Source organism: Micromonospora sp. NPDC049274, from assembly GCF_040678875.1.
GTDB lineage: Bacteria > Actinomycetota > Actinomycetes > Mycobacteriales > Micromonosporaceae > Micromonospora.
Map to the genome: position 1 here is coordinate 105,848 of NZ_JBFAQS010000007.1, position 19,538 is coordinate 125,385.

General features: G+C 71.2%; 18 protein-coding genes. 13 read left to right on the top strand and 5 right to left on the bottom strand.

What is annotated here, in order from left to right:
- Window positions 1–20 precede the first annotated feature (20 nt).
- The 6 genes from AB0K10_RS15505 (at window position 21) to AB0K10_RS15530 (ending at window position 8,246) form a co-directional block, all read left to right on the top strand.
- Complete coding sequence (locus AB0K10_RS15505; protein ID WP_363683822.1) at window positions 21–2,780, top strand: hypothetical protein; 2,760 nt, start codon at window positions 21–23, stop codon at window positions 2,778–2,780.
- Window positions 2,781–2,971: 191 nt separating this feature from the next.
- Window positions 2,972–4,228, top strand: a complete 1,257-nt coding sequence (locus AB0K10_RS15510; protein ID WP_363683824.1) for a hypothetical protein — start codon at window positions 2,972–2,974, stop codon at window positions 4,226–4,228.
- Between the two features lie 9 nt (window positions 4,229–4,237).
- On the top strand, window positions 4,238–4,564 hold the full coding sequence (locus AB0K10_RS15515; RefSeq protein WP_363683826.1) for a hypothetical protein: 327 nt from the start codon (window positions 4,238–4,240) through the stop codon (window positions 4,562–4,564).
- Window positions 4,565–4,740: 176 nt separating this feature from the next.
- Window positions 4,741–6,168, top strand: coding sequence for a hypothetical protein (locus AB0K10_RS15520; protein ID WP_363683828.1), 1,428 nt, complete (start codon window positions 4,741–4,743; stop codon window positions 6,166–6,168).
- Complete coding sequence (locus AB0K10_RS15525; protein WP_363683830.1) at window positions 6,165–7,361, top strand: hypothetical protein; 1,197 nt, start codon at window positions 6,165–6,167, stop codon at window positions 7,359–7,361. Before AB0K10_RS15520 ends, AB0K10_RS15525 begins: the two co-directional genes overlap by 4 nt.
- A 48-nt stretch (window positions 7,362–7,409) precedes the next feature.
- A complete protein-coding gene (locus AB0K10_RS15530; protein WP_363683832.1) occupies window positions 7,410–8,246 on the top strand; it encodes a TIGR02452 family protein in 837 nt (278 codons plus the stop codon).
- A 38-nt stretch (window positions 8,247–8,284) separates the two neighbouring features.
- Here AB0K10_RS15530 and AB0K10_RS15535 read toward each other — a convergent pair whose 3' ends face one another.
- Entirely contained in the window at window positions 8,285–8,767 is a 483-nt protein-coding gene (locus AB0K10_RS15535; protein ID WP_363683834.1) for a hypothetical protein, read from the bottom strand.
- Complete coding sequence (locus AB0K10_RS15540; protein WP_363683836.1) at window positions 8,764–9,531, bottom strand: SDR family oxidoreductase; 768 nt, start codon at window positions 9,529–9,531, stop codon at window positions 8,764–8,766. Before AB0K10_RS15540 ends, AB0K10_RS15535 begins: the two co-directional genes overlap by 4 nt.
- Before the next feature lie 304 nt (window positions 9,532–9,835).
- Here AB0K10_RS15540 and AB0K10_RS15545 point away from each other — a divergent pair, with 304 nt between their 5' ends.
- The 5 genes from AB0K10_RS15545 to AB0K10_RS15565 all read left to right on the top strand — a co-directional run bounded on the left by AB0K10_RS15545 (window position 9,836) and on the right by AB0K10_RS15565 (window position 13,898).
- Window positions 9,836–10,198 carry a hypothetical protein gene (locus tag AB0K10_RS15545; protein WP_363683838.1) on the top strand — a complete coding sequence of 121 codons (363 nt, stop codon included), beginning with the start codon at window positions 9,836–9,838 and terminating at the stop codon, window positions 10,196–10,198.
- Between the two features lie 111 nt (window positions 10,199–10,309).
- Window positions 10,310–11,212 (top strand): RNA polymerase sigma factor SigJ, encoded by a 903-nt coding sequence (gene sigJ, locus AB0K10_RS15550; protein ID WP_363683840.1) that lies wholly within the window; start codon window positions 10,310–10,312, stop codon window positions 11,210–11,212.
- 12 nt (window positions 11,213–11,224) lie between these two features.
- Window positions 11,225–12,676 carry a PLP-dependent aminotransferase family protein gene (locus AB0K10_RS15555; protein ID WP_363683842.1) on the top strand — a complete coding sequence of 484 codons (1,452 nt, stop codon included), beginning with the start codon at window positions 11,225–11,227 and terminating at the stop codon, window positions 12,674–12,676.
- On the top strand, window positions 12,664–13,068 hold the full coding sequence (locus AB0K10_RS15560) for a cupin domain-containing protein (RefSeq protein WP_363683844.1): 405 nt from the start codon (window positions 12,664–12,666) through the stop codon (window positions 13,066–13,068). The genes AB0K10_RS15555 and AB0K10_RS15560 overlap by 13 nt, the downstream gene beginning before the upstream one ends.
- A gap of 14 nt (window positions 13,069–13,082) precedes the next feature.
- Window positions 13,083–13,898 carry an NAD(P)-dependent oxidoreductase gene (locus AB0K10_RS15565; protein WP_363683846.1) on the top strand — a complete coding sequence of 272 codons (816 nt, stop codon included), beginning with the start codon at window positions 13,083–13,085 and terminating at the stop codon, window positions 13,896–13,898.
- Window positions 13,899–14,005: 107 nt separating this feature from the next.
- On the opposite strand, the gene AB0K10_RS15570 is transcribed toward AB0K10_RS15565, so the two are convergent.
- The gene (locus tag AB0K10_RS15570) at window positions 14,006–16,237 is read right to left on the bottom strand and encodes a hypothetical protein (RefSeq protein WP_363683848.1); all 2,232 of its coding nucleotides are present in this window, start codon (window positions 16,235–16,237) and stop codon (window positions 14,006–14,008) included.
- Between the two features lie 301 nt (window positions 16,238–16,538).
- Here AB0K10_RS15570 and AB0K10_RS15575 point away from each other — a divergent pair, with 301 nt between their 5' ends.
- Together AB0K10_RS15575 and AB0K10_RS15580 are read left to right on the top strand one after the other, a co-directional pair.
- Window positions 16,539–17,426: a helix-turn-helix transcriptional regulator gene (locus AB0K10_RS15575; RefSeq protein ID WP_363683850.1), complete on the top strand. Its 888-nt coding sequence runs from the start codon at window positions 16,539–16,541 to the stop codon at window positions 17,424–17,426.
- Between the two features lie 99 nt (window positions 17,427–17,525).
- Window positions 17,526–18,524, top strand: coding sequence for a hypothetical protein (locus tag AB0K10_RS15580; RefSeq protein ID WP_363683852.1), 999 nt, complete (start codon window positions 17,526–17,528; stop codon window positions 18,522–18,524).
- 131 nt (window positions 18,525–18,655) lie between these two features.
- Here the strand turns inward: AB0K10_RS15580 and AB0K10_RS15585 are convergent, their stop codons facing one another.
- Both AB0K10_RS15585 and AB0K10_RS15590 read right to left on the bottom strand, forming a co-directional pair.
- Window positions 18,656–19,054, bottom strand: a complete 399-nt coding sequence (locus tag AB0K10_RS15585; protein WP_363683854.1) for a hypothetical protein — start codon at window positions 19,052–19,054, stop codon at window positions 18,656–18,658.
- A gap of 11 nt (window positions 19,055–19,065) precedes the next feature.
- Window positions 19,066–19,494, bottom strand: a complete 429-nt coding sequence (locus AB0K10_RS15590) for a hypothetical protein (RefSeq protein WP_363683856.1) — start codon at window positions 19,492–19,494, stop codon at window positions 19,066–19,068.
- Window positions 19,495–19,538: the final 44 nt, after the last annotated feature.

Here is a 19,538-nt window from a genome sequence, read left to right on the forward strand (position 1 = left end):
TTCTATGACGGGGGACGCTGATGACTGCCGTGCTTGTCGCCGCAGAGCCAACCGGCGTCTGGGCGTGGACCGGCGTACGGATCGAGGCTGCGGCCGATCTGTCCGAGCTGCGCGAGTACGCCGAGTTGAAGGAGCAGGAACGGGTCGCCAAGGCGGTGTCCGAACAGGTCACGTTCCTGGCCGCGCAGCTCGGCGAGCACAGCGGGGCTCCGCTCGAGTTGCGCTGGTGGTGGCGGCCGGAGAAGGGTGCGCTCGAGGCGTATCTGCTGACCTTGGTCAGGGGCGTCACCGAAGCGGCGGCCCGCGCGGCCGCCGAGGCCGCGGCGCGCCGCCTGATGGCCGCGCCGCGCCACGTCTTCACGGCGCCGCTGACCGAGACCGGTCTGCGCGCCGCGCTGCTGCCGTTTCCCCCGCATCCGGCGGGGGCGGTCGAGGTACGCAAACGCGTGCTGGTGGAGAGGCCGCAGCGACCGGACGCCGGGGTGCTCTACTACTTCGCGGTGCAGCCGTTCACCGGCACGTCCCGGTCCTGGGAGCCGTTGCTGCGGGCGATCACCAGCCTGCCGCACCAGGTGGTGGTCACCGTCGGGCTCGATCCGATGCCGGTGCCCGGATCCCTGAACCAGGCGATCGCGCTCTCCGCCTCGCACTACAAGCGGCTGGCGGTCGACGGCGAGTTTCACCACGGCGGCCTGTACGGCGGTCGGGTCAAGCTCACCCCGGACGCGTTCGCCGTCGACGCCGAGAAGATCTACGCCGATGCGGGCCGCCGCTATCAGGGGTCGGCGTTCCGCATCCGGGTGGCGGTCTGCGCGCCGCAGCCGCTGGGCGACGACCTGCCGTCGGCGATCGGCGCGACCATCTCGCGCAGCGAGCGCGCCGAGTCGGAGACCTATCTGACCAGCAGGGCGACCGGGGCGACCTACGCCCTGGAACGCCCGGCCGGCCCGCAGTTGGAGATCTTCGCCCGCAATCTCGGGTCGCTGTCGTTCGTCGACTGGGGCGGCCACCCGGTGTGGCGCAGCGCCACCCCGCCCACCGCCGCGCTGTACCCGCTGACCTGGATCGTCGACGCCGAGGAGGCCACCGCTGCGTTCCGGCTCCCGATCGCCCCGCACGGCACGCTACCCCGCTTCCCGGTCCGCACGCGCACGCCGGCCGTGGTCGCCGACTACACCCCGGCAGGGCCGTACGTGGTCCTCGGCGGGCAGCCGGGCGCCGGCTCGCTCGGCGTCGAACTGACCGACCTGAACCGGCACGCTCTGTTCCTCGGCACCACCGGCTCCGGCAAGACCAACTCGACACTGTCGTTCGTGCGGCAACTGTGGGCGGAGCACCGCATTCCGTTCACCGTGCTGGAACCGGTCAACGCCGAGCGCGACGACTACCGCTGGCTGGCCACCCTGCCCGGCTTCGAGGATCTGCTGGTGTTCACGGTCGGGGACGAGCACACCGCGCCGCTGCGGCTCAACCCGTTCGAGGTGCCGCTCGGGGTCCGCATCGCCACCCACGCAGGCAACCTGCGAGCCTGCTTCGACGCCGCGTTCGGGCTCTGGGATCCCCTTCCGGCGATCTACGCGCGGGCGCTTCGGGAGACGTACCAGCAAGCCGGTTTCGATCTTGCGGAGATCGCCGAGGAGTCCGACACGTGGCCGGCACTGTCCGACTTCGTCACGGCGATCACCGCGGTCACCGAAGACCTCGACTACTCCGGTGAGGTGCGCTCCAACATCCTGGCGGCATCCCGCCTGCGCGCCGAATCATTGGCCGAGGGGGCCTGCGGCCCGACCCTCTCCGCGGCCCGATCATTTCCGGTCGCCGAACTGCTCAGTCGACCCGTGGTGATCGAAATGGCCGCGATCGGTGACGACACCAAGGAGCAGGCGCTTGTCATGGCACTGCTACTGAACGCGATGACCGAGCACTACAAGGCGCACCGGGAAGGGTCCCGGCTGGCCCACGTCACAGTCATCGAGGAGGCGCACCGGCTGCTTGGTCGACCCTTGCCCGGTGGCGACGGCCGGCAGGGCGATGCGCAGGCCAGGGCGGCGGAGACGTTCGCCAACACTCTCGCGGAGAACCGGAAGTACGGCGAGGGCCTGGTGATCGTCGAGCAGTCGCCGTCGAAACTGATTCCGGACGCGTACAAGAACACCAACCTCAAGGTGATGCACCAGTTGTTGTCGGCCGAGGACCGCGAGTTGATCGGCGACACCATGCGGTTCTCCGACGACCAGCGGGCGTACGCGGGGGCCCTGCCGAAGATGTCCGCCTTCGCCTTCCACTCCCGCCTCGATCGGCCCGCGTTGATAGCGGTCGACGACGTGCGAGCCCGCGACGCCGCCGAGCGCGAGCTTCCCGAGGCGCCGCTGGCCGACAATGACGAGCTGACCCGGCGGCACCGCGTCTGGCTGGCCACCAACCCCGCCGCCGCGGCAGCGATGGCACCGCAGGCATCCTGCGGCATCTGTCCGGTGCGCTGTTCCTTGGCGTACGCCGCGGAGCGCGCGGCCGCGGACCACGTAACCACGTTCCGGGAGCGCATGAAGACGTGGCCGTCCGCTCCGGCCGACCGGCCGGCGTGGTGGGACGCCACCGGCGAGCTGCTGGAGTCGTGGGGCGACAAGAGCCGTCCCCACCGCGCGGCGCCCGGAGATCAGCACTGGAGCATCGCCGTGTTCGTGGCGCTGCTCGGCAAGGCGTACAGCGGAGACACCGGCCGCTGGCGAGGCCTCTACCGCGACCACCTGATGCGCGCGGGGCAGGGCGGCGCACGATGACCGACTACCGGGAGGCCCCTCCAGATCCGGAAGCGAACCACGGAAGCGAGAGCGACGATCGCCCGCCGGCCCCCGACCCCGAGTCCCCGCCGCCGGGTTCCTTGCCGTCGGAGTCCCCGCCGCCGGAGTCCCAGCCGCCGGAGTCCCAGCCGCCGGAGTCCTCGCCGCCAGAAGGGGCCGAGCCCGTGGGCATGGAGCAAGTGACAGCGCCTGACCCGGAGGCCGGGCAGGAGACTCCGGCCGCGACTGCGGGCGAGCAGCCGCTCGCCCCGGACCCCGACCACGCCGAGCCGACGGACCAGACCCCGCAGAACACCACGCCTCCGCTGGAGAACGACGGTCAGAGCCCGCCACCGGACGCCACTTCTCACACGACGGAGGACACCGGCCCTCCCCACGACGAGCAGGATCCGCCGGCCGAGGACCCCACGGCTCGGGAGCCCGTGCCCGCCGCGGACCTCGACGACAACGTGGACGAGGTGAGGAATCCACCCGAGGACACCACCTGGACGGAGAACCAGCAACGGCCGGTCCCCGACCCGTTCGCGTCGGACCGCCCGGGGCTGGACCCCGAGCCGGGGGAGAGCCCGACTCCCGACAACGACGCACTGCCCCCAGCCCCGGCCCCGGACGAGGCAGCCGTCGAGCAGCAGGCCGACGACGCCGAGCACCAGACCGCCGCCGAACACCCGACCGCCGACGAGCACCGGGACGAGGTCGACGCGGAGCAGGACCGGGCCGAGGAAGCGGGCTGGGACGAGGTCCGTGACCTGCTCCCCGCCGACGACTCCGGCCGGCAGTTGACGCCGGAGGACTGCGTGTTCCTGGGCATCGCGCCCGACCAGGTCCGGGACTGGTCGGACCGGAGCGCCCCGCTCGGCATGACCCCGGAGCAGTACACCGATTTCCGCTCGTCCCTCAGCGACGCGCTCCGGGCCGATGGCATCGACCCGGCCGGCGTCGACGCCCGGCTGCAGGGCTCATCGGCCCACTTCTTCTCCGGCAGGCACAAGGACTTTCCCGCACGGGACGACCTTGCCGGCAATCCAGAAGCCCAGGCGAGGTACGACGAATGGATCGGCGAGGGAACGCCGCCGCAGCGCCGCCCCTTCGATTCGATGAACAGGCTGGGCGTGGAGGGCGAGGACCCCAGCGATTACGACGTCCAGCTCTCCTCCGACCAGATGGTCGAGCGGGCCGAGGCACTGCGGCAGGAGGAGTATTCCGACATTGGTCTCTTCCATCCGAAGTACGACTTCGTCACGAAGGAACTGATGGACCGCGCATTTCCCAACCTGAGCGCCTGGCGCCGCAGCCAGGAGGCGAACACCGGCCGGGAGGTCGCACCGGCGGTGTTCCCCGGAGGCGGTCCACCGGACAGGACGCTTACCTCGAAGAACGGCATGTCTGCGCACTTCCGGGATGATGATTGGAAGATCGAACTCTGAGGAGACACGATGGCCTTTTCCCGTGCCGTGGCCTACAAGCTGTCGGGCCCGCTCGACCGGGCCCCCATGGACTCGTTACGGACGAGTCTCGCCCTCAGCCCGGAGGGCCGCTTCACCGATGATCAGGATGCGATCTTCGGAAGGCGGACGGTCCCGGTCCAGGGTGGCCTGGTCGAGATCCGCCTCATCCGGGACGACGTCCGCGACGGATGGAGCGTGGACCTGAGTATCGACGGCGACACCCAAGCTGCGGCGCTCCTCCCGCTCGAGGCAGAGATCGTCGCGGCGGCAGCGGCGGCCGGCCTGACCGTGGAAAGCGTCTTTCGCCGCAGCTGAGCACCGACGAAATCGGCGGGCACCCGACTCCTCCGGCGGGCGGGTATCGTGGCCGGGCCGGCCGCGGGACTTCGGTGCGACTTCCGGAACCCGCCTCTGAAGCGATGCTTCGCAGTTCGTGCCCCCAATCCCCGGCCGGCCCCGTCATCACCGTCCGAGAGGTTGGATCGCCGTTCATGTCGCGGGCGGACCGGGTCGCGTGCGAGGACGTGGTCATGTTCGTCAACGCCGCGATCGCCTCGACGGCCCAGCGCGAGTTCCGCTCCGACGCCGCCGCGCAGCGCCTGTCGTTGGGGTTTCTGCACGAGTACGTGCTGGGCAACTACCGCGACCTGTACGCCGCGACCCTGGCCCTGGACGTCAACGACCGCAACGCCGCGCTGGTGGTGACGAACCTGCTGCGCACCGCCCGGGAGGCCAGCGCCGCGCAACGCGCGGTGGAGGGACGCCTGATCGCGGCGCGACTGCGGTCGCTGCCGCCACAGCGGGTGTACGGCGTACTCCGCGAGCTGCGCCGGTTGCGGATCAACAACAGGCGTACCCGCGCCATCGTCCGTGACTGGGTGGCGGCGCGACCCGACCCGGCGTTCGACGCGATCAAGTACCGCCGATCGTTGTCGGTGGCTGCCCGGCACAACCACCTGCCGCTTCCGGGTGAGGTCGGGACGGTGCTGTTCGACTGGCGCCGTCCGAAGCGCTACGAGACACCGATGCTGGAGGCGTGGCGACGCGCCCACTACGAGCAGCGGGCCCTGTACGAGCTGCCGTACACCGTCGCCGAGGGGCTGGCCGCCCAGCACGGTATCGACAGGGCCCGTTTTCTGACCGGCATCGCGCCCAGGCTCACCGACCGCGAACGGCTGCGGCTGCAGGGGACAGCCGCGCGGCACAGGGTCGCGTCGATAGCGATGGACCTCGCCACCGCACCCCTGACCCGCCTCGCGATCTACGCGCTGTCGCTGTCCCGACCGGAACGCACCCGACGCCGCGACGAGCTGACCGTCGCGCTCCAGGCCGCCGCGCGCCGGGCCGCGCGTCGCCAGGCCGGCACCTGGGGGCGGGTGGTGGCCGTCCTCGACGACAGCTACTCCGCCGCCGGCTCCGGCGTGAAGCGCCGCCGGCCGCTCGCCGTCGCCCTGGCCACGCACTATCTGCTGGAGGCCCTCGCCGCCGACTACACGGGGCTGTGGCTGCACCACCGGGGTGACCCGCTGCTGGTCCACCCCATCGGCGCCACCGGGTTGGGCACGCGCATCGTCGACGGCCTCGAACACCGCCCCGACCGGCTCGTCATCATCTCCGACGGCTGGGACAACGCCCCACCCGGGCAGGCCGCCGAGGTGTTGCGGGTCTGGCGTACCCGCCTCGACCCCCACCAGGTCACGAGCGTGGTGCACCTCAACCCCGTCTACGACGCCGACACCTTCGACGTACGCCGTCTCGCCGCCGGCGTGGCCACCGTCGGCGTGCGCGACGCCGAGGACGTCGCCGCGCTCGTCGAACTGGCTCGCTTCGCCACCGGCAGCGCCGGCTTCGACGAGCTGCGCCACCACCTCGCCGACCGGGTCGAGCGGTTCCTCGACGCCCCGCAGGCAGCGCCGTGACGGCCGCCACCAACGGGATCGACCTGACCGGACTGACCGCGGGGCCCGCCCAGACCTGGGGCGCGATCCGCCTCGTCCCGCTGCTGCGGCCGAGCCCCATCACCGATCTGCGCCTGCACGCCCGGCTCTACGACCCCGATGAACTGTCGGTCGTCCACGTCGAGCCCCGCAGGGCGTACGTCTCCTACATCCCGCACGCGTACGTCGCCACCTGGACCACCGACGCCACCCCGGCCGCCGCCTACGGCACGCAGCTACACGACCCCGCCGACACCCGCGCTCCCAGCGGTATCCGGCTGACGTTCCGCCGTCGCCTGGCTCGGCGGGAGGACAGGCAGCGGCTGCGTTTCCTGCCGCTGCACCTGGCCATGGAGGGTTACCTCGCGCTGCAGTTCGGTGGCCCGCCCATCGCCTGGCAGGAATGGACCCGCGACGCTGTCACCCGTGGTCTGTCCCCCCGGGTGGAGGCCGGCTACACCGGGGCCACCATCGTCGGCCTCGACGACGCGCTGCGCGTCTTCGAAATCCACCCGGACCAGTGCGGCATGCTGCTGTACGTCGCCGACGCGCTCGCGGCCGCGTTCGTCGTGCCGCACCCGGCCGACTACCGCGCCCTGCACCCCACGCTGTTGCAGGATTTCTACGGTGAGCTGCTGTTCCACTACGCGCACCTGTATCCGGCCGTCCCCGACTTCAGCTCTCGCCTCGACGACACCCGCATCGCCAGCATCGCCGACCTGCGCGCCCAGCTCGCTCAGGTCGACGCCGAATGGAGGACCTTCCACACCGGCCTGGCCGATGGCTTGCTCGCCGCCGGACGGCTCACCGTCACCCCTGTACAACGGATGGGTCGCTTCACCCTGGCCCGGTTCCTGCCCGCCTTCGACCCCGACGCCGACAACCACATCGGCGAGACCATCACCGACGAGACCGGTCGGCTCGCCTACCTGAAGACGTTTCGCTTGTCGGCGGCCCAGACCCGCCGTGGGCATCTGCTCTCCCAACTCGCCGCCAGCGACTGGGACCTCGACGCCACCGCCACCGCACTCGGCACCGCCCGGGACTCCCTGGTCCAACGCCTCGACCGCGCCGGCTTCGGCCACCTGCTCCGCCCCGACATCATCGACGCCTGCCGCAGACGTGCCCGAGAACTGCGTACCAAACCTGTTGCCGGTCGGGGCGGGACTGCCTAGCTTGCTCATCATGGTGCACGAGGGACGTAGCGCGGGCGGGCAGGCCGGGTGAGCGGTCGTCTTCGCGAGATTGCCCGGCAGACGGTCGCGATCGCCGATTCGGGTCGCTACCGCAATGCCGCCGGCGACGAGGTCGGCATCGGCGAAAAGGTACGTGCCGCAGTCGCCGGCACGCGTCTCCACCTGCCGGACGAGGTATTCGCGGCGGGAGACGCGGAGCCCGGCGCAGGCCGGGTGGAGGTGACGAACGAGTCGACGTTGCAGGCGGCCCGTCGGCTGGCGCCCGGAGCGGCCTGCCTGGTGTTCGCCTCGGCCAAGAACGCGGGTGGTGGGTTCCTTAGCGGAGCCCAGGCGCAGGAGGAGAGCGTCGCCCGCTCCTCGGCGCTGTACCCGTGTCTCCGTGCCGCCCCGGAGTTCTACGCGTTCCACCGCGCACAGCGGGACCTGCGGTACAGCGACCGTGTCATCTTCTCCCCGGACGTGCCGGTGTTCCGGGACGACAGGGGCAATCTGCTCGACCAGCCGTACACGACGTCGTTCCTGACCGCCGCGGCGCCGAACCTGGGCGCGATCCTGCGCAACCAGCCCGACCACCTGGCGGACGTACCGGCGGTGCTGGCCCGACGCGCGCGCCGAGTGCTGGAGGTCGCGGCCGCGCACGGACAGCGGACGCTGGTGTTGGGCGCGTGGGGATGTGGCGTGTTCCGCAACGATCCCGCCACGGTCGCCGACGCCTTCGCCGACGCGTTACGGGAGGTCGATCGCTTCGATCACGTGGTGTTCGCCATCCGCGACAACGTGCCGGGAACACCCGTGTTTCGCACGTTCGCGGAACGCTTTGCGGGAACCGCCGCGGATCCGTCGGTGGGTGGCGAGCGGGGGTGAGCGGCGCGTATCGCGTCGCTCTTAGCCGCAGCTGTTCTTCAGGTTCCATCGCGACGGTGCCTGGCGTCTCGGATGAGCGTCAGGGTGATGGCGAGAAGACCGAGCAGGGCGACGACGGCGTTGGCAGTCGTGAGGAACACCGCCTCGGCGGGGCTGGCGTGGTCGAGGTGCGTCAGGTGGAAGAAGAAGTGCGGTATGGCGTAGGTGGAGAACGCCGCCGCCGCGGGAATGACGAATGCGGCCCGAGGTGCGACGAGCGCGGTACCGAGGACGACGGCCAGGCCGAGGGTGGCGCCGCCGAAGTCCCGCGCGTAGTGCTCACTGAACGGCGGGGTGAGGGTGACCGTTGGGAAGTTGGTGTAGAAGCTCCCGGGGAAGAACTGGTTCCAGAACCCGACAACGAGTTGGTCGAGGAAGAGGACTGCCAGGGCGATCCGGATCAGCGCGGTCAGCCCGGAGCCCCGTCCGTCCGGTGCGGCGATTCGCGGTGCGGCGGGGACGACTGACCGGCCTTCGTTCACTGCGTCCGCCCGGCGGTTCGCTGGGCCGCGGGGGTGGCCAGCCACTGGTCGAAGGTCTGTCTGCCCCGGGGACCGGGGGTGGAGGGCAGCAGGCCGCCTCCGGCCATGGCTCGACCCGTCGCTCCCGGAAGGCGGAGAGGCAGGACGACGCGGTGACGTCCGCGGGCGCGGAGCAGACGGCGGGCCATGTCCGATATGCGCAGCTGTTGCGGACCGGCGATGTCGGGGGTCCGGCCTGCCGGATCCGTCAGGGCGAGGTCGACGAGACAGTGCGCGACTTCGTGGGCCGCGATCGGCTGGATGCACATCTGGGGCACCACCGCGATCGGTCCGGGAACCGACGCGAGCATCTGCGCGGCCAACTCGAAGAACTGCGTCGAGCGGAGCACCGTCGCGGGTACCGCCCCGTCCAGGACGAGCCTCTCCTGGCACCGTTTTCCCGCGTAGTAACCCCAGTTCACGCGGTCGACGCCGACAACCGACAGCGCCACGTGGTGCCGCACTCCGACGCGCTGGCCGGCGGCGAGCAGGTTGCCTGTCGCCGTGCCGAAGAAGGTCTCCGACTTCTTCCGGTTGATCGTCGACACGTTGCTGACGTCGATCACGACAGGCGTGCCGCTGAGCGCCTCGTCCAACCCGGAACCGCTGATCAGGTCCACGCCTGTGGAGCGGGCGAGGATGACCGGCTCGTGGCCGGCAGCTCGTACCGCGTCGACGACGAGGTGCCCGACCCAGCCGGTCCCGCCGGCTACCGCGATACGCACCGTGCTGCCTCCCGATTCGCGTTCGTCACTGTTGTCTTACCTCTCTCGCGCTTCTCCGTAAGGCCCAAAACGGGCAAAAGACCCTAACGGGTAGAGCCCTGACGCGCCGGCCCGGTCCGTCGCGCTCCACCCGCCGTGACCGAGCTAGGCATCTGCGAACTGGACCGGGCGGCCCTCCGATTCGTGACAGCGGGCCGGCCGCCGCGCCGCCTGTCACGAAACGGAGACCTGCTCGGTCCGTACTGGCGACACCGCGCGACACCGCGGCAATCCGATCTCTGCACGTCGACCGCTGGGAGAACGGATGGTCCCCGAAACGCACTGGCCATGTCGGTCAAACGCGCTACCCAGTGCGTTCTGCGCCGTCGTCGCCGAACGACGACTCCTGAAGAACCTCGCGTACCACCTGGTCGGGTCGGTCGACGTCGCCGAACGGGCGGTGAAGCAGACGTACACCGCCTGGTACACGATGGCGGACGACCAGCAGAATCGCGTCGAAAGCCCCTTCTCCTGGCTGGTCGGCACGCTCGTGCGGATCTGTCTCGGTCTGCTCGAGCCGTCGTCGCCCCCAGCGGGTGGCCAGACCGCCAGTGAAGCGGGTCGCCCCCATGTCGCTGACCCGCCGCCTCGGCGATGGGGTGTCTGGCGCGACGCACCGATGCTGTAGTGCGGCCGCTCAGGGGTAGGCGCAGACGTCGGTGCGACGGACGGCAGCGGTATCGGAATCAGTGCGAACTCACCTACGTGTTCAGGGACAGAAGCGACGAGGCGGGCGGTCATGGTGGGGCGGGGGAGAGACGGGACGCTTGTCGGCGCGTTGGAGGTGTTCGGCGCGGTCCGTCCGCGGCTCTTCGGCATCGCCTACCGGATGCTCGGAAGCGTCGCGGAGGCCGAGGATGTCGTGCAGGAAGCCTGGCTTCGCTGGCAACAGACCGATCGCAGCCAGGTACGAGATCCGACCGGGTTCCTCGTCACGACGACCTCTCGGCTGGCTCTGAACGCCGCGACATCGGCTCGCGCCCGACGCGAGCTGTATCCCGGGCAGTGGCTACCCGAGCCCGTCGACACGGCCGCCGACCCGACACTGCGGGCCGAACGCACCGAGTCGCTCGAACTGGCCGTGCTGCTCCTGTTGGAACGCCTCACCCCGGCCGAGCGGGCCGTCTACGTGCTGCGCGAGGCGTTCGACTACCCGTTCCGGCGCATCGGCGAGGTGCTCGACGTCAGCGAGGCGTACGCGCGGCAGCTCGGTCGACGTGCCCGCACGCACCTGCTCCAGCAGCGGCGCGCTCGGGTCGCGCACGCCGACCACGACCGCCTGTTGCGGGCCATTCTTGCCGCCGCCCGTTCCGGTGAGCTGACCCGGCTTGAGGAACTGCTCGCCGAGACGGCCACCTCCTACGCCGATGGCGGAGGCATCGTTCGGGCCGCCCCGGCGCCCATCGTCGGACGTGACAACGTCGCGCGTTACCTCCGGGGGCTGGTGCGGAAGTTCGGTCACGACGTCTCCCTGGAGATCGTCGAATCCAACGGTCAAGCCGCGATCCGCGCCTCGCGGTCCGCGACGACAGTCGCGTTGCTCGCCATCGAGGCATCCCCCGCCGGAATCGAGCGGGTGCTCATCATCCTCAACCCACAGAAACTCGCCCGGTTCCCGCACTACCCCAGGGCACGCGGGTGAGATCGTTGCGGTGTGGCGAAGTCGCTTGACCTGCACCTGGAGTTCGACAGGGGTGCGGGGTTCCCGGGGCGTTCGTTGGAGAGCGCGTTACGGGAGAGCATTCGGACCGGCCGGCTGCGGGCCGGGTCGCGTCTGCCCGGGAGCCGGAGCCTGGCCACCGACCTGAGCTTGGCGCGGGGCACGGTGGTGCAGGCGTACGCGCAGCTGGTGGCGGAAGGGTGGCTGGTGGCGGCACCCGGCTCGGGAACCCGGGTCGCGGACGTACTCCACGATCCGCCCGGCTCGCGCGGCCGACCCCGGCCGTCGCCCCCGGCCGGGCCGGCCATCGAGTTGCGGCCGGGGATACCCGATCTCGGTTCGTTTCCTCGAGCGGCCTGGACCGACAGCGTCCGCCGGGCACTGGCAACGGCTTCGCGCGGCACGCTCGACTACCCCGAGCCGGCGGGGCTGCCCGGATTGCGCACGGCGGTGGCCGGCTATCTCGCGCGCACCCGCGGAGTTCGCTGCGACCCGGACGCGGTGGTGATCACGGCGGGCTTCACCCAGGGACTCTCCCTGCTGGGGCGGACGCTGCACCGGCGCGGCGTACGGGCCGTCGCCACCGAGAACCCCGGCTTGGCCCCCCACCGCATGGTGCTTCGCGCCGCGGGTCTGACGGTCACGCCGCTCACCGTGGGCGCGGGCGGGGCCGATCCTGACGACGCGGCGGGTCAGGCCGCGCTGCTCACCCCGGCGCACCAGCATCCAACCGGAGTGGTGCTCGCCCCCGAGCACCGCTACCGATTCATCACCTGGGCCCGGGAGCACGACGCGTTCCTGATCGAGGACGACTACGACGGCGAGTTCCGCTATGACCAGCGCCCGGTGGGCGCCATGCAGGCGCTGGCGCCAGAACGGATCGTCTACGCGGGCAGTACGAGCAAATCGCTGGCGCCGGGCATACGTCTGGGCTGGTTCGTCGTACCCGAGCCGCTGCGCCGCGAGCTGACGACGACGATCATGGAGGCCGGCGCCGCAGTTTCCGCGATCGACCAGCTCGCCATGACCGATCTCCTCACGCGCGGCGACTACGACAGGCACGTCCGCCGCATGCGCCTGACCTATCGGCGCCGCCGGACGGAGTTGGCCGACCGCCTGGCCGAGGTGACCGCGACCCCACTGGAGGGCATCGCGGCCGGCGTGCACGCGCTGCTGCCGCTGGCGTCCGTGGCGGACGAGCGCCGGCTGATCCAGTCCGGGCGCCGCCAGGGGTTGCAGCTGATCGGCCTGCACGGCAACTGCTACTGGCACGATCCGGCGGACGAGCGGCAGGCGGCGGCCCTGGTCCTCGGATACGCGGCGCCGCCGGCTCATGCCTGGCAGGAGGCGCTGTCCGGACTCTGCCAACTGGTCCACCAGGCCGGGCTTCAAGTGGTCCATCCCGTTGGTCCGGTCGGGGATACGTTCGATTCATGCAGACCATGAAGATCGGAAACAACGAGGTTGTGCTGCTGGGCACGGCCATGCCTCCGGAGTTGCCGGAGGGCTCGCACGTGATGACCGCGACGATCGAACTACCACCGGGGGACCCGGGCACGCCACCACACCGGCACTCCGGCCCGGTCTTCGGCTACCTGCTCGAGGGCGAGATGATCTTCGAGCTGGAGGGCGAGCCCGAACGGGTGATCAGGGCCGGTGAGGCGTTCTGGGAGCCCGGCGGCGATGTCATCCACTACCGGTCCGCCAACAACCTGCCCGATCGGGTGAGCACATTCCTGGTCGTCATGGTGTGCGCGCCCGACCGGGAAATGCTGGTGCTGGTGAGCCCTGAGGAGCTCGAACAGCGCAAGGATCGCCGCTCGTCCCGGCCGAACTGACGAAGGACACCATCATGCGTATCGTTCTCGCCGGTTCGACAGGCGTCATCGGCCGCCGGCTCGGGCCGCTCCTGACCGCCCGGGGGCATGAGGTCATCGGGCTGGCCCGCAACGGCCAGCTCGCCGTCGACGTGCTCGACCGGGACGCGGTGGTGGCCGCCGTCCGCGACGCCCGCCCCGACGTGGTGATGCACCAACTGACCAGCCTGAGCAGCGGCGACCTTGCCGCCAATGCGCGGCTGCGTCGGACCGGGACCCGCAACCTGGTCGACGCCGCGCTCGCCGCCGGGGTCCGCCGGATCGTGGCACAGAGCATCGCCTGGGCGTACGAGCCGGGCGCCGAACCCGCGACCGAAGAGACCCCGCTCGACCTCGGCGCCGCAGAGCCGCGGCAGACAAGTGTGGCAGGCGTCGCCGCGCTCGAATCCGCCGTTCAGGAGGCACCCGAGTGGGTCGTGCTGCGGTACGGCACCCTCTACGGCCCGGACACCTGGTACGCCCGCGACGGCCTGATGGCCCAGTTCGCCGCCGCGGGCAAGGTCCCCGCCGACGCGGACGTGAGCAGCCTGCTGCACGTCGACGACGCCGTCGCCGGCGCGGTCGCGGCCCTGGAGTGGCCCGTCGGCGTCGTCAACATCTGCGACGACGAGCCGGCTGCGGCCGCGCAGTGGGTGCCCGCGTTCTGCGCGGCGGCCGGGGTGCCGGCACCCGTGGTGACCGGGGGTGAGCGACACGGCTGGGCGCGGGGGGCGAGCAACCAGTTCGCCCGCACGCACCTCGGCTGGGTCCCGACCCATCCCTCCTGGCGAGAGGGATTCGCCACCGTGTGAGTGGCTCGCTGCTACCGGCGGACAACCGGTCGGAGGCGGGCAGCGGCCCAGCCGCTCCGGCTCGACGGCGGGCTCTCGTTCGGGGCTGTCCTGGTTGGGTGGGTCGGTCATTGCCCGGTCGGTGGGTCTCCCGGAGGCGGCCCCGAGTCCGTCGGTCGGCGGAGGCGCTCGATCAACGTGCGGGCCGCCTCGGCGTACCGCTGGTCCGAGCCGGAGGGCCGGTGCCCCTGGATCGGTGGTGGGACGCTGTCTCCCGGAAGAGGAACCACGTCCGCGGGGTCTCGTAGCCGGCGGTCCACGGTTGCCGCCGGGTCGGCGACGGTGACCCGCGCGATTGCCCCGTGCGCGGAGAATATCCAGCCGCCGATCGAGTCGGTGTCGCGCCACAGGTTCACCCATCGCCACCCGACCCGATCGCCGATCTCGTGCAGCACCTCGTCGTCGACGAAGGCGGGAAACAGTCGCGCGTAGAGTCGGCTCAGAGGCGACCCATGGGTGAGCAGAGCGACTCGGCTGCTGACCTGGGGCGGTAACTGGAGCACTGTCGCGGCGGCCAGGACCGAACCATGGCTGTGTGCGGTCAGCAGCACGGCGTTGCCGCGCGAGACCAGGTAGATGATTCGTCGGGTCAGCTCCGGCACCGCTCGTTCGGCGTAGCAGGGTGGCGCGAACGGGTGGGCGGCCCGGGGCCAGAACGTGCCCAGGTCCCACAGGACACCGACGTGTCGCCTGAACTCGACAGTTCGGTAGGCGAAGATTCCGCCGACGGCCAGGCCGACGATGACAGCGGCGATCCCCCAGCTCCCGAGCGCGATGGCGAAGGTGATCAGGCTGCCGGGCAGCCGTGCGTAGCGCTGCACGGATTCGCTCGGGAGCCACTCCAGCAGACCGAGAGTGGTGGTGGCCGTCCCGAGCCCGGCGAGGCAGGCGTAGACGACGGCAAATGGAATCAGTCTTTCCGTGAAGCGAGCCCGAGCTATCGCCTTCTGCACCTGCCGCAGTCGGGTCGCCGCTGCGGCCGGGCGACCCGGATAGTCGCGCGCGACTATCGCCGTCGCGGCACGGAGTCGGCGGCGTCGGGAGATCAGGACGACCGGTACCGCTACGACGAGCGTGAACAGCACCGCCCGGAGGAAGCCGAAGAACGCCCAGGTGAACGCCGGCGGCAGTCCGGAGGCAAGGCCCTCTCCGGTCGGTGCGTCGCGGTCCAGGAAGTCCGCCACCCGGTAGACGAACTCGGCGGACACTGCCACCGCCAGACTGACCGCGCTGGCCGCGATCACCAGCGCGCCCAACCCGAGCAGCGGGGTGCCGCCCCGTCGCCGGCCCCGGTTCCAGAGCAGCACGGCTCCGAGGGCCGTCAGCAGGATCGTCTGGGCGACGAAGAGTGAGGTGAGGATCGCGCCGTAGCCGGGCAGGCCGCTGCCCTCGTTCCAGGGCGCCGGGCTGGCCAGGACGTGGACCGTCACCACGATCGTCAGGGCGACGGCGACCGTCCGCACCGCACGAGGGAGGCGGTCCAGTCGCTGATCCGAGGCGGATCGGTCGATCAGCCGAGGCATGCAGAGCAGGATCACGCAGGTGGCCAGCACCGTCCCGCTGGCCACGGCCAGCGCGACCGTGCCGGCCGTGGCGCCGGTTGCGGCTCGGGCGGCGAGCAGAGCGACGTCCAGTGTCGCGAACGCCGCCGCGACGTGGATCGAGCGCAGCCGACCCACCAGTGGCCCGGCGTCCCACTGGCCGATCTCGCTGAGCCGATGCGCGGAGACCTCGTCCGCCGGTGCGCGAAACGCGTCGAACACCTCCCGTGGTCGCGCGCTGGCCCGCCAGAGCAGGCCGATGGCAGCCGCCGGAACCACCGCGAGTGTCGCCAGACGCAGGCCCACCGGTTGCCCACCCAACCAGGACAACCAGATGCGCCCGTCCAGGCAGCGTGGCGAGCCCAGGCATTTCCACGCGATCAGATCCAGCGTGACGCCGGCGAAGGCAAGCACGTACAGCGCGGTGAGAGTGAGCGCCAGCAACCGACACAGGGATCTGACGAGCGCATCCGAGCCAGGGTTCGGCGGCCGCATCCAGATCGCCACGTTCGCCAGCATGAATGGCAGCAGGAACACCAGCGACAGTGTTCGAACCACGGTTCCCGAGGGCAGGTCGGCCCAGCGGTACGCCTCCAGCGTCACCCCGTCGCCGCTCCGGCACGAACATTGGCGGCGGGGTCGGTAGAAGCCCCCACTGCGGTCACCCGCTACCTGCTCGACCTGCGCGACGTCCAAGACCTGGCCGGCGCTCGCAGTGGCGGCCCCATGAACACGCAGCTCCACCACGTCGTCGGACATCCCCGACCCCTCCGGCCGAGCTGATGAACCCGACATCGGAACCCCCGGGGCGCTTCCGGTGGCAAGCCGGGCGAACCCTGCCGGGGCCCCCTCGCCACTCGCGGCGGTGTACCCCGCCCGACCGACACCAACCGTGGGCTTTCGGGGCCGACCGGAGAGTGTCTCGCCAACGCCACCCCTTCCCGCAGGGCCTGCCCTGCGCCCGGGGAGTCGTGCCGGCACGCACGGGCTGCCTCGCCCTGCGGTGCCTACCCCTGGTGGGGAGTGGTTGGCACGGGCAGGGCTCGCAATACTTCGAGCCATGAAGGCGAGAGGACAGCTCGGTGACTTCCTCCAGGCCCGGCGCTCCCAGCTGCGGCCGGAGGACACCGGCGTGGCGACGTACGGCGAGCGGCGCCGGGTGCGGGGGCTGCGCCGGGAGGAGTTGGCCCTGCTGGCCGGGGTGAGCGTGTCGTACTACTCGCGGCTGGAGCAGGGGCAGGCCGTGAACGCCTCACCCGAGGTGCTCGACGCGCTCGCCCGGGCGCTGCGGCTCGACGACGCGGAACGCCGCCACCTGACCGAGTTGGCGGCCGGGACCCGCCGCCCGCCTGCCGTGCGTCGCCCGGCCGCGGAGCGGGTGAGCCCGGCGGTACGCCAACTCGTCGCGACGCTCGGTGACGTACCCGTGGTGGTGCTCGGTCGCCGCGCCGACGTGTTGGCCTGGAACACCGCCGGTCATGCCCTGTTCGCCGGTCACCTGAATCCGGAGATCCCCCAGCGGTCGAACCCGCACCCGAACATGGCGCGACTGGTGTTCCTGGACGCGCACACCCGCGACCTGTACGCGGACTGGCCCACCAAGGCCCGCGCGGTGGTGGCGACGCTGCGGATGGCCTCCGGGCAGCACCCGGACGACCCGCTGATGGCCGCGCTGGTCGGTGAGTTGACGGTGCGCAGCCCGGAGTTCGCGACCATGTGGGCCGACCATCGGGTGAAGGTCGGCGGCGACACCGTCTACCAGATGCGTCACCCGCTGGTCGGCGCCATGGACGTGACGCAGCAGACCCTGCGTACCGACGACGATCAGACAGTTGTCATCGCCACCACCGAACCCGGCTCGGCATCGCACGCCGCGATGACGTTGCTCGTGCACGGCGCCGTCACCACCCGTGCCGGCGCTGCCCAGCCGCTCGCCAGGCGCGAATAGCGCCGTTCCCATCGGCTCGACCCGAGGTGCTCCGAAAGGAGCGCCGGACCCGTCGTGCCCTTTTCCAGCCCAGCACCATCAGCCTCAGTGAGGACAGAAATGCGCAACAGAACGATGACCCTCGCAATCGCCGTCGCCGCAGCGGGAATCGGCGTCGTGACGGTCGTACCGTCGAGCGCCGCGCCGGCCGCCACCGCGGGGGCCCGTACCGTCGGGTCGGCCCGAGCGTCCGCCGCGCCCTCGCGGATCGCGAACCACTTCGACCTGTCGAAGGGACAGATGCCGGAGAACGTCGCGGTCGGTCCGGACGGCACCGCCTACGTCACCTTCGCGGCGGCTCGACAGGTCGCCGCGGTCACCCCGTCCGGCGGTACGCGGATCCTGGCGACCCTGCCGGCCCCCGCCGATGGCGGCGTCAACACCCCGGTGCTCGCGTTCGCGCTGACCACGGGCATCGTCCGGATGACCGACGGCACCCTCTACTTCCTGTACGCGAGCGGTGATGCCGCCTCCACCGGTCTGTACCGGCTACGCCCCGGCGGGGCCCCGAACCGCATCGCGGCTCTGCCGGCCGACGGGCTGCCCAACGGCCTGGCGTTCGACGCGGAAACGAGGAGGTTCTACCTCACCGACTCGGTGCTCGGCACGATCTCCACCGTCCCCCTGGACGGCGGCCGTGTCGAGGTCTGGTCCTCGGCGCCCGAGCTCGCCGCGGCGGGTTTCCTCGGTGCCAACGGCATCAAGGTACGCGCCGGCGCGATCTGGGCGACAAACCTCGACCGGGGCACGCTGCTGCGCATTGCGGTGCGGCACGGCCGGCCCGGGCTCGTCCGGGTGGCGGCGACCGGCCTGGTCGGCATCGACGACTTCGCCTTCGTCGGTGTCGGCGACCGACAGGTCGTCGCCACACTGAACGGCCCGAACACCGTGGTCAGCATCGACGCGGCAGGCCGTGCCCGGACGCTGCTGACCGCCGCCGACGGGTTGCAGAACCCGACCTCGGTGGCCGTGCGGGGCCGCACCGTCTACGTGCTCAGTGCCGCGTACACGACAGGCGTCGACCCCAACCTGGCACTGGCCACCCTGCCGGGCCGCTGATCCGCTGAGCGTCGCCGTCAAGCAGTGGGGCCCGTTCCCTCGGTACTGAATACTCGGATCGCCCGCCACCGTCGGAGGACGGGGACGGGCGATCCGACGCCTCCGCTCACGCGGGGGGAGAGGTGGCTCGGTCACCGCGCGGCCCGGAGGTCGGGCCCTCCGCTCGACGACCCGTCGGGCGTGCGCGGGCGCCGACGACCGAGGTGGAAGACCGTACCCGCGGCCAGCGCGGCCATGACGATCAGCGCGGCGAAGAACGGGTGCATGTCCTTGGACAGGCTCGGGGCGCGGTCGGGCCCGATGGCCCAGAGGATCAGCGGTGTGGCGTACGCGGTGGCGAGCGTGACGGTCCAGCGGCGTAGGCCGCGGAGGTGGGCGTGCCGCAGGCTCACGATCAGCGCAAGGACGACCGGGACGATGGCCAGCATGGCGAACTGGCCGATGACGAGGACCGGGACGGCCCAGATCGAGATGACGGCAGTCCGGTCGGCGCGGTTTCGCCGGGTGTGGGGAGACGCGGGGGAGGGCACGGTCGTCCTCGTCAGCGGGTGGGGTCGGTGATCGCGGGACGCCATGCCAACCAGCCGCGACACAGCACGTAGGCGGCCGCGACGACGGCGACGAGACCGAAGTCGACGACGGCCGACAGGCGTGCCTCGGGGACGTCTCCGATCAGCGCCCCGAACACGACGAGGGCGGCCTTGCCGACGAGCACGATCTCCCAGACGCCTGCCGCCTGACGGGGCCGCACCGCGAGCAGGGCGAAGAGCGCGGCGAAGATGCCGAAGCTGGAGACCCGCCAGCCTTCGATGAACAGACGGTCGTCGCTGGCGTTGATGGTCAGCAGGATGCCGTTGACGAACGCGACGACGGTGGCCAGGGCGGCGAGGGCTGCCAGCCCGCAGCCGGCGAGGTCTCTGCGGCGGGCGGGGGCAGCGGGGTCGACTCGGGTAGCGGTCGCGGCGGTCATGAGAGCTCCATTCTTGGAGAACGGCTGTGAACTTACAACCGTTA

Coding starts and splice junctions, on each gene's coding strand:
- AB0K10_RS15505 (WP_363683822.1), top strand. CDS start 21: ATGACTGCCGTGCTTGTCGCCGCAGAGCCAACCGGCGTCTGGGCGTGG.
- AB0K10_RS15510 (WP_363683824.1), top strand. CDS start 2,972: ATGGAGCAAGTGACAGCGCCTGACCCGGAGGCCGGGCAGGAGACTCCG.
- AB0K10_RS15515 (WP_363683826.1), top strand. CDS start 4,238: ATGGCCTTTTCCCGTGCCGTGGCCTACAAGCTGTCGGGCCCGCTCGAC.
- AB0K10_RS15520 (WP_363683828.1), top strand. CDS start 4,741: ATGTCGCGGGCGGACCGGGTCGCGTGCGAGGACGTGGTCATGTTCGTC.
- AB0K10_RS15545 (WP_363683838.1), top strand. CDS start 9,836: ATGGTCCCCGAAACGCACTGGCCATGTCGGTCAAACGCGCTACCCAGT.
- sigJ (WP_363683840.1), top strand. CDS start 10,310: ATGGTGGGGCGGGGGAGAGACGGGACGCTTGTCGGCGCGTTGGAGGTG.
- AB0K10_RS15560 (WP_363683844.1), top strand. CDS start 12,664: ATGCAGACCATGAAGATCGGAAACAACGAGGTTGTGCTGCTGGGCACG.
- AB0K10_RS15565 (WP_363683846.1), top strand. CDS start 13,083: ATGCGTATCGTTCTCGCCGGTTCGACAGGCGTCATCGGCCGCCGGCTC.
- AB0K10_RS15570 (WP_363683848.1), bottom strand. CDS start 16,237: ATGTCCGACGACGTGGTGGAGCTGCGTGTTCATGGGGCCGCCACTGCG.
- AB0K10_RS15575 (WP_363683850.1), top strand. CDS start 16,539: ATGAAGGCGAGAGGACAGCTCGGTGACTTCCTCCAGGCCCGGCGCTCC.
- AB0K10_RS15580 (WP_363683852.1), top strand. CDS start 17,526: ATGCGCAACAGAACGATGACCCTCGCAATCGCCGTCGCCGCAGCGGGA.
- AB0K10_RS15590 (WP_363683856.1), bottom strand. CDS start 19,494: ATGACCGCCGCGACCGCTACCCGAGTCGACCCCGCTGCCCCCGCCCGC.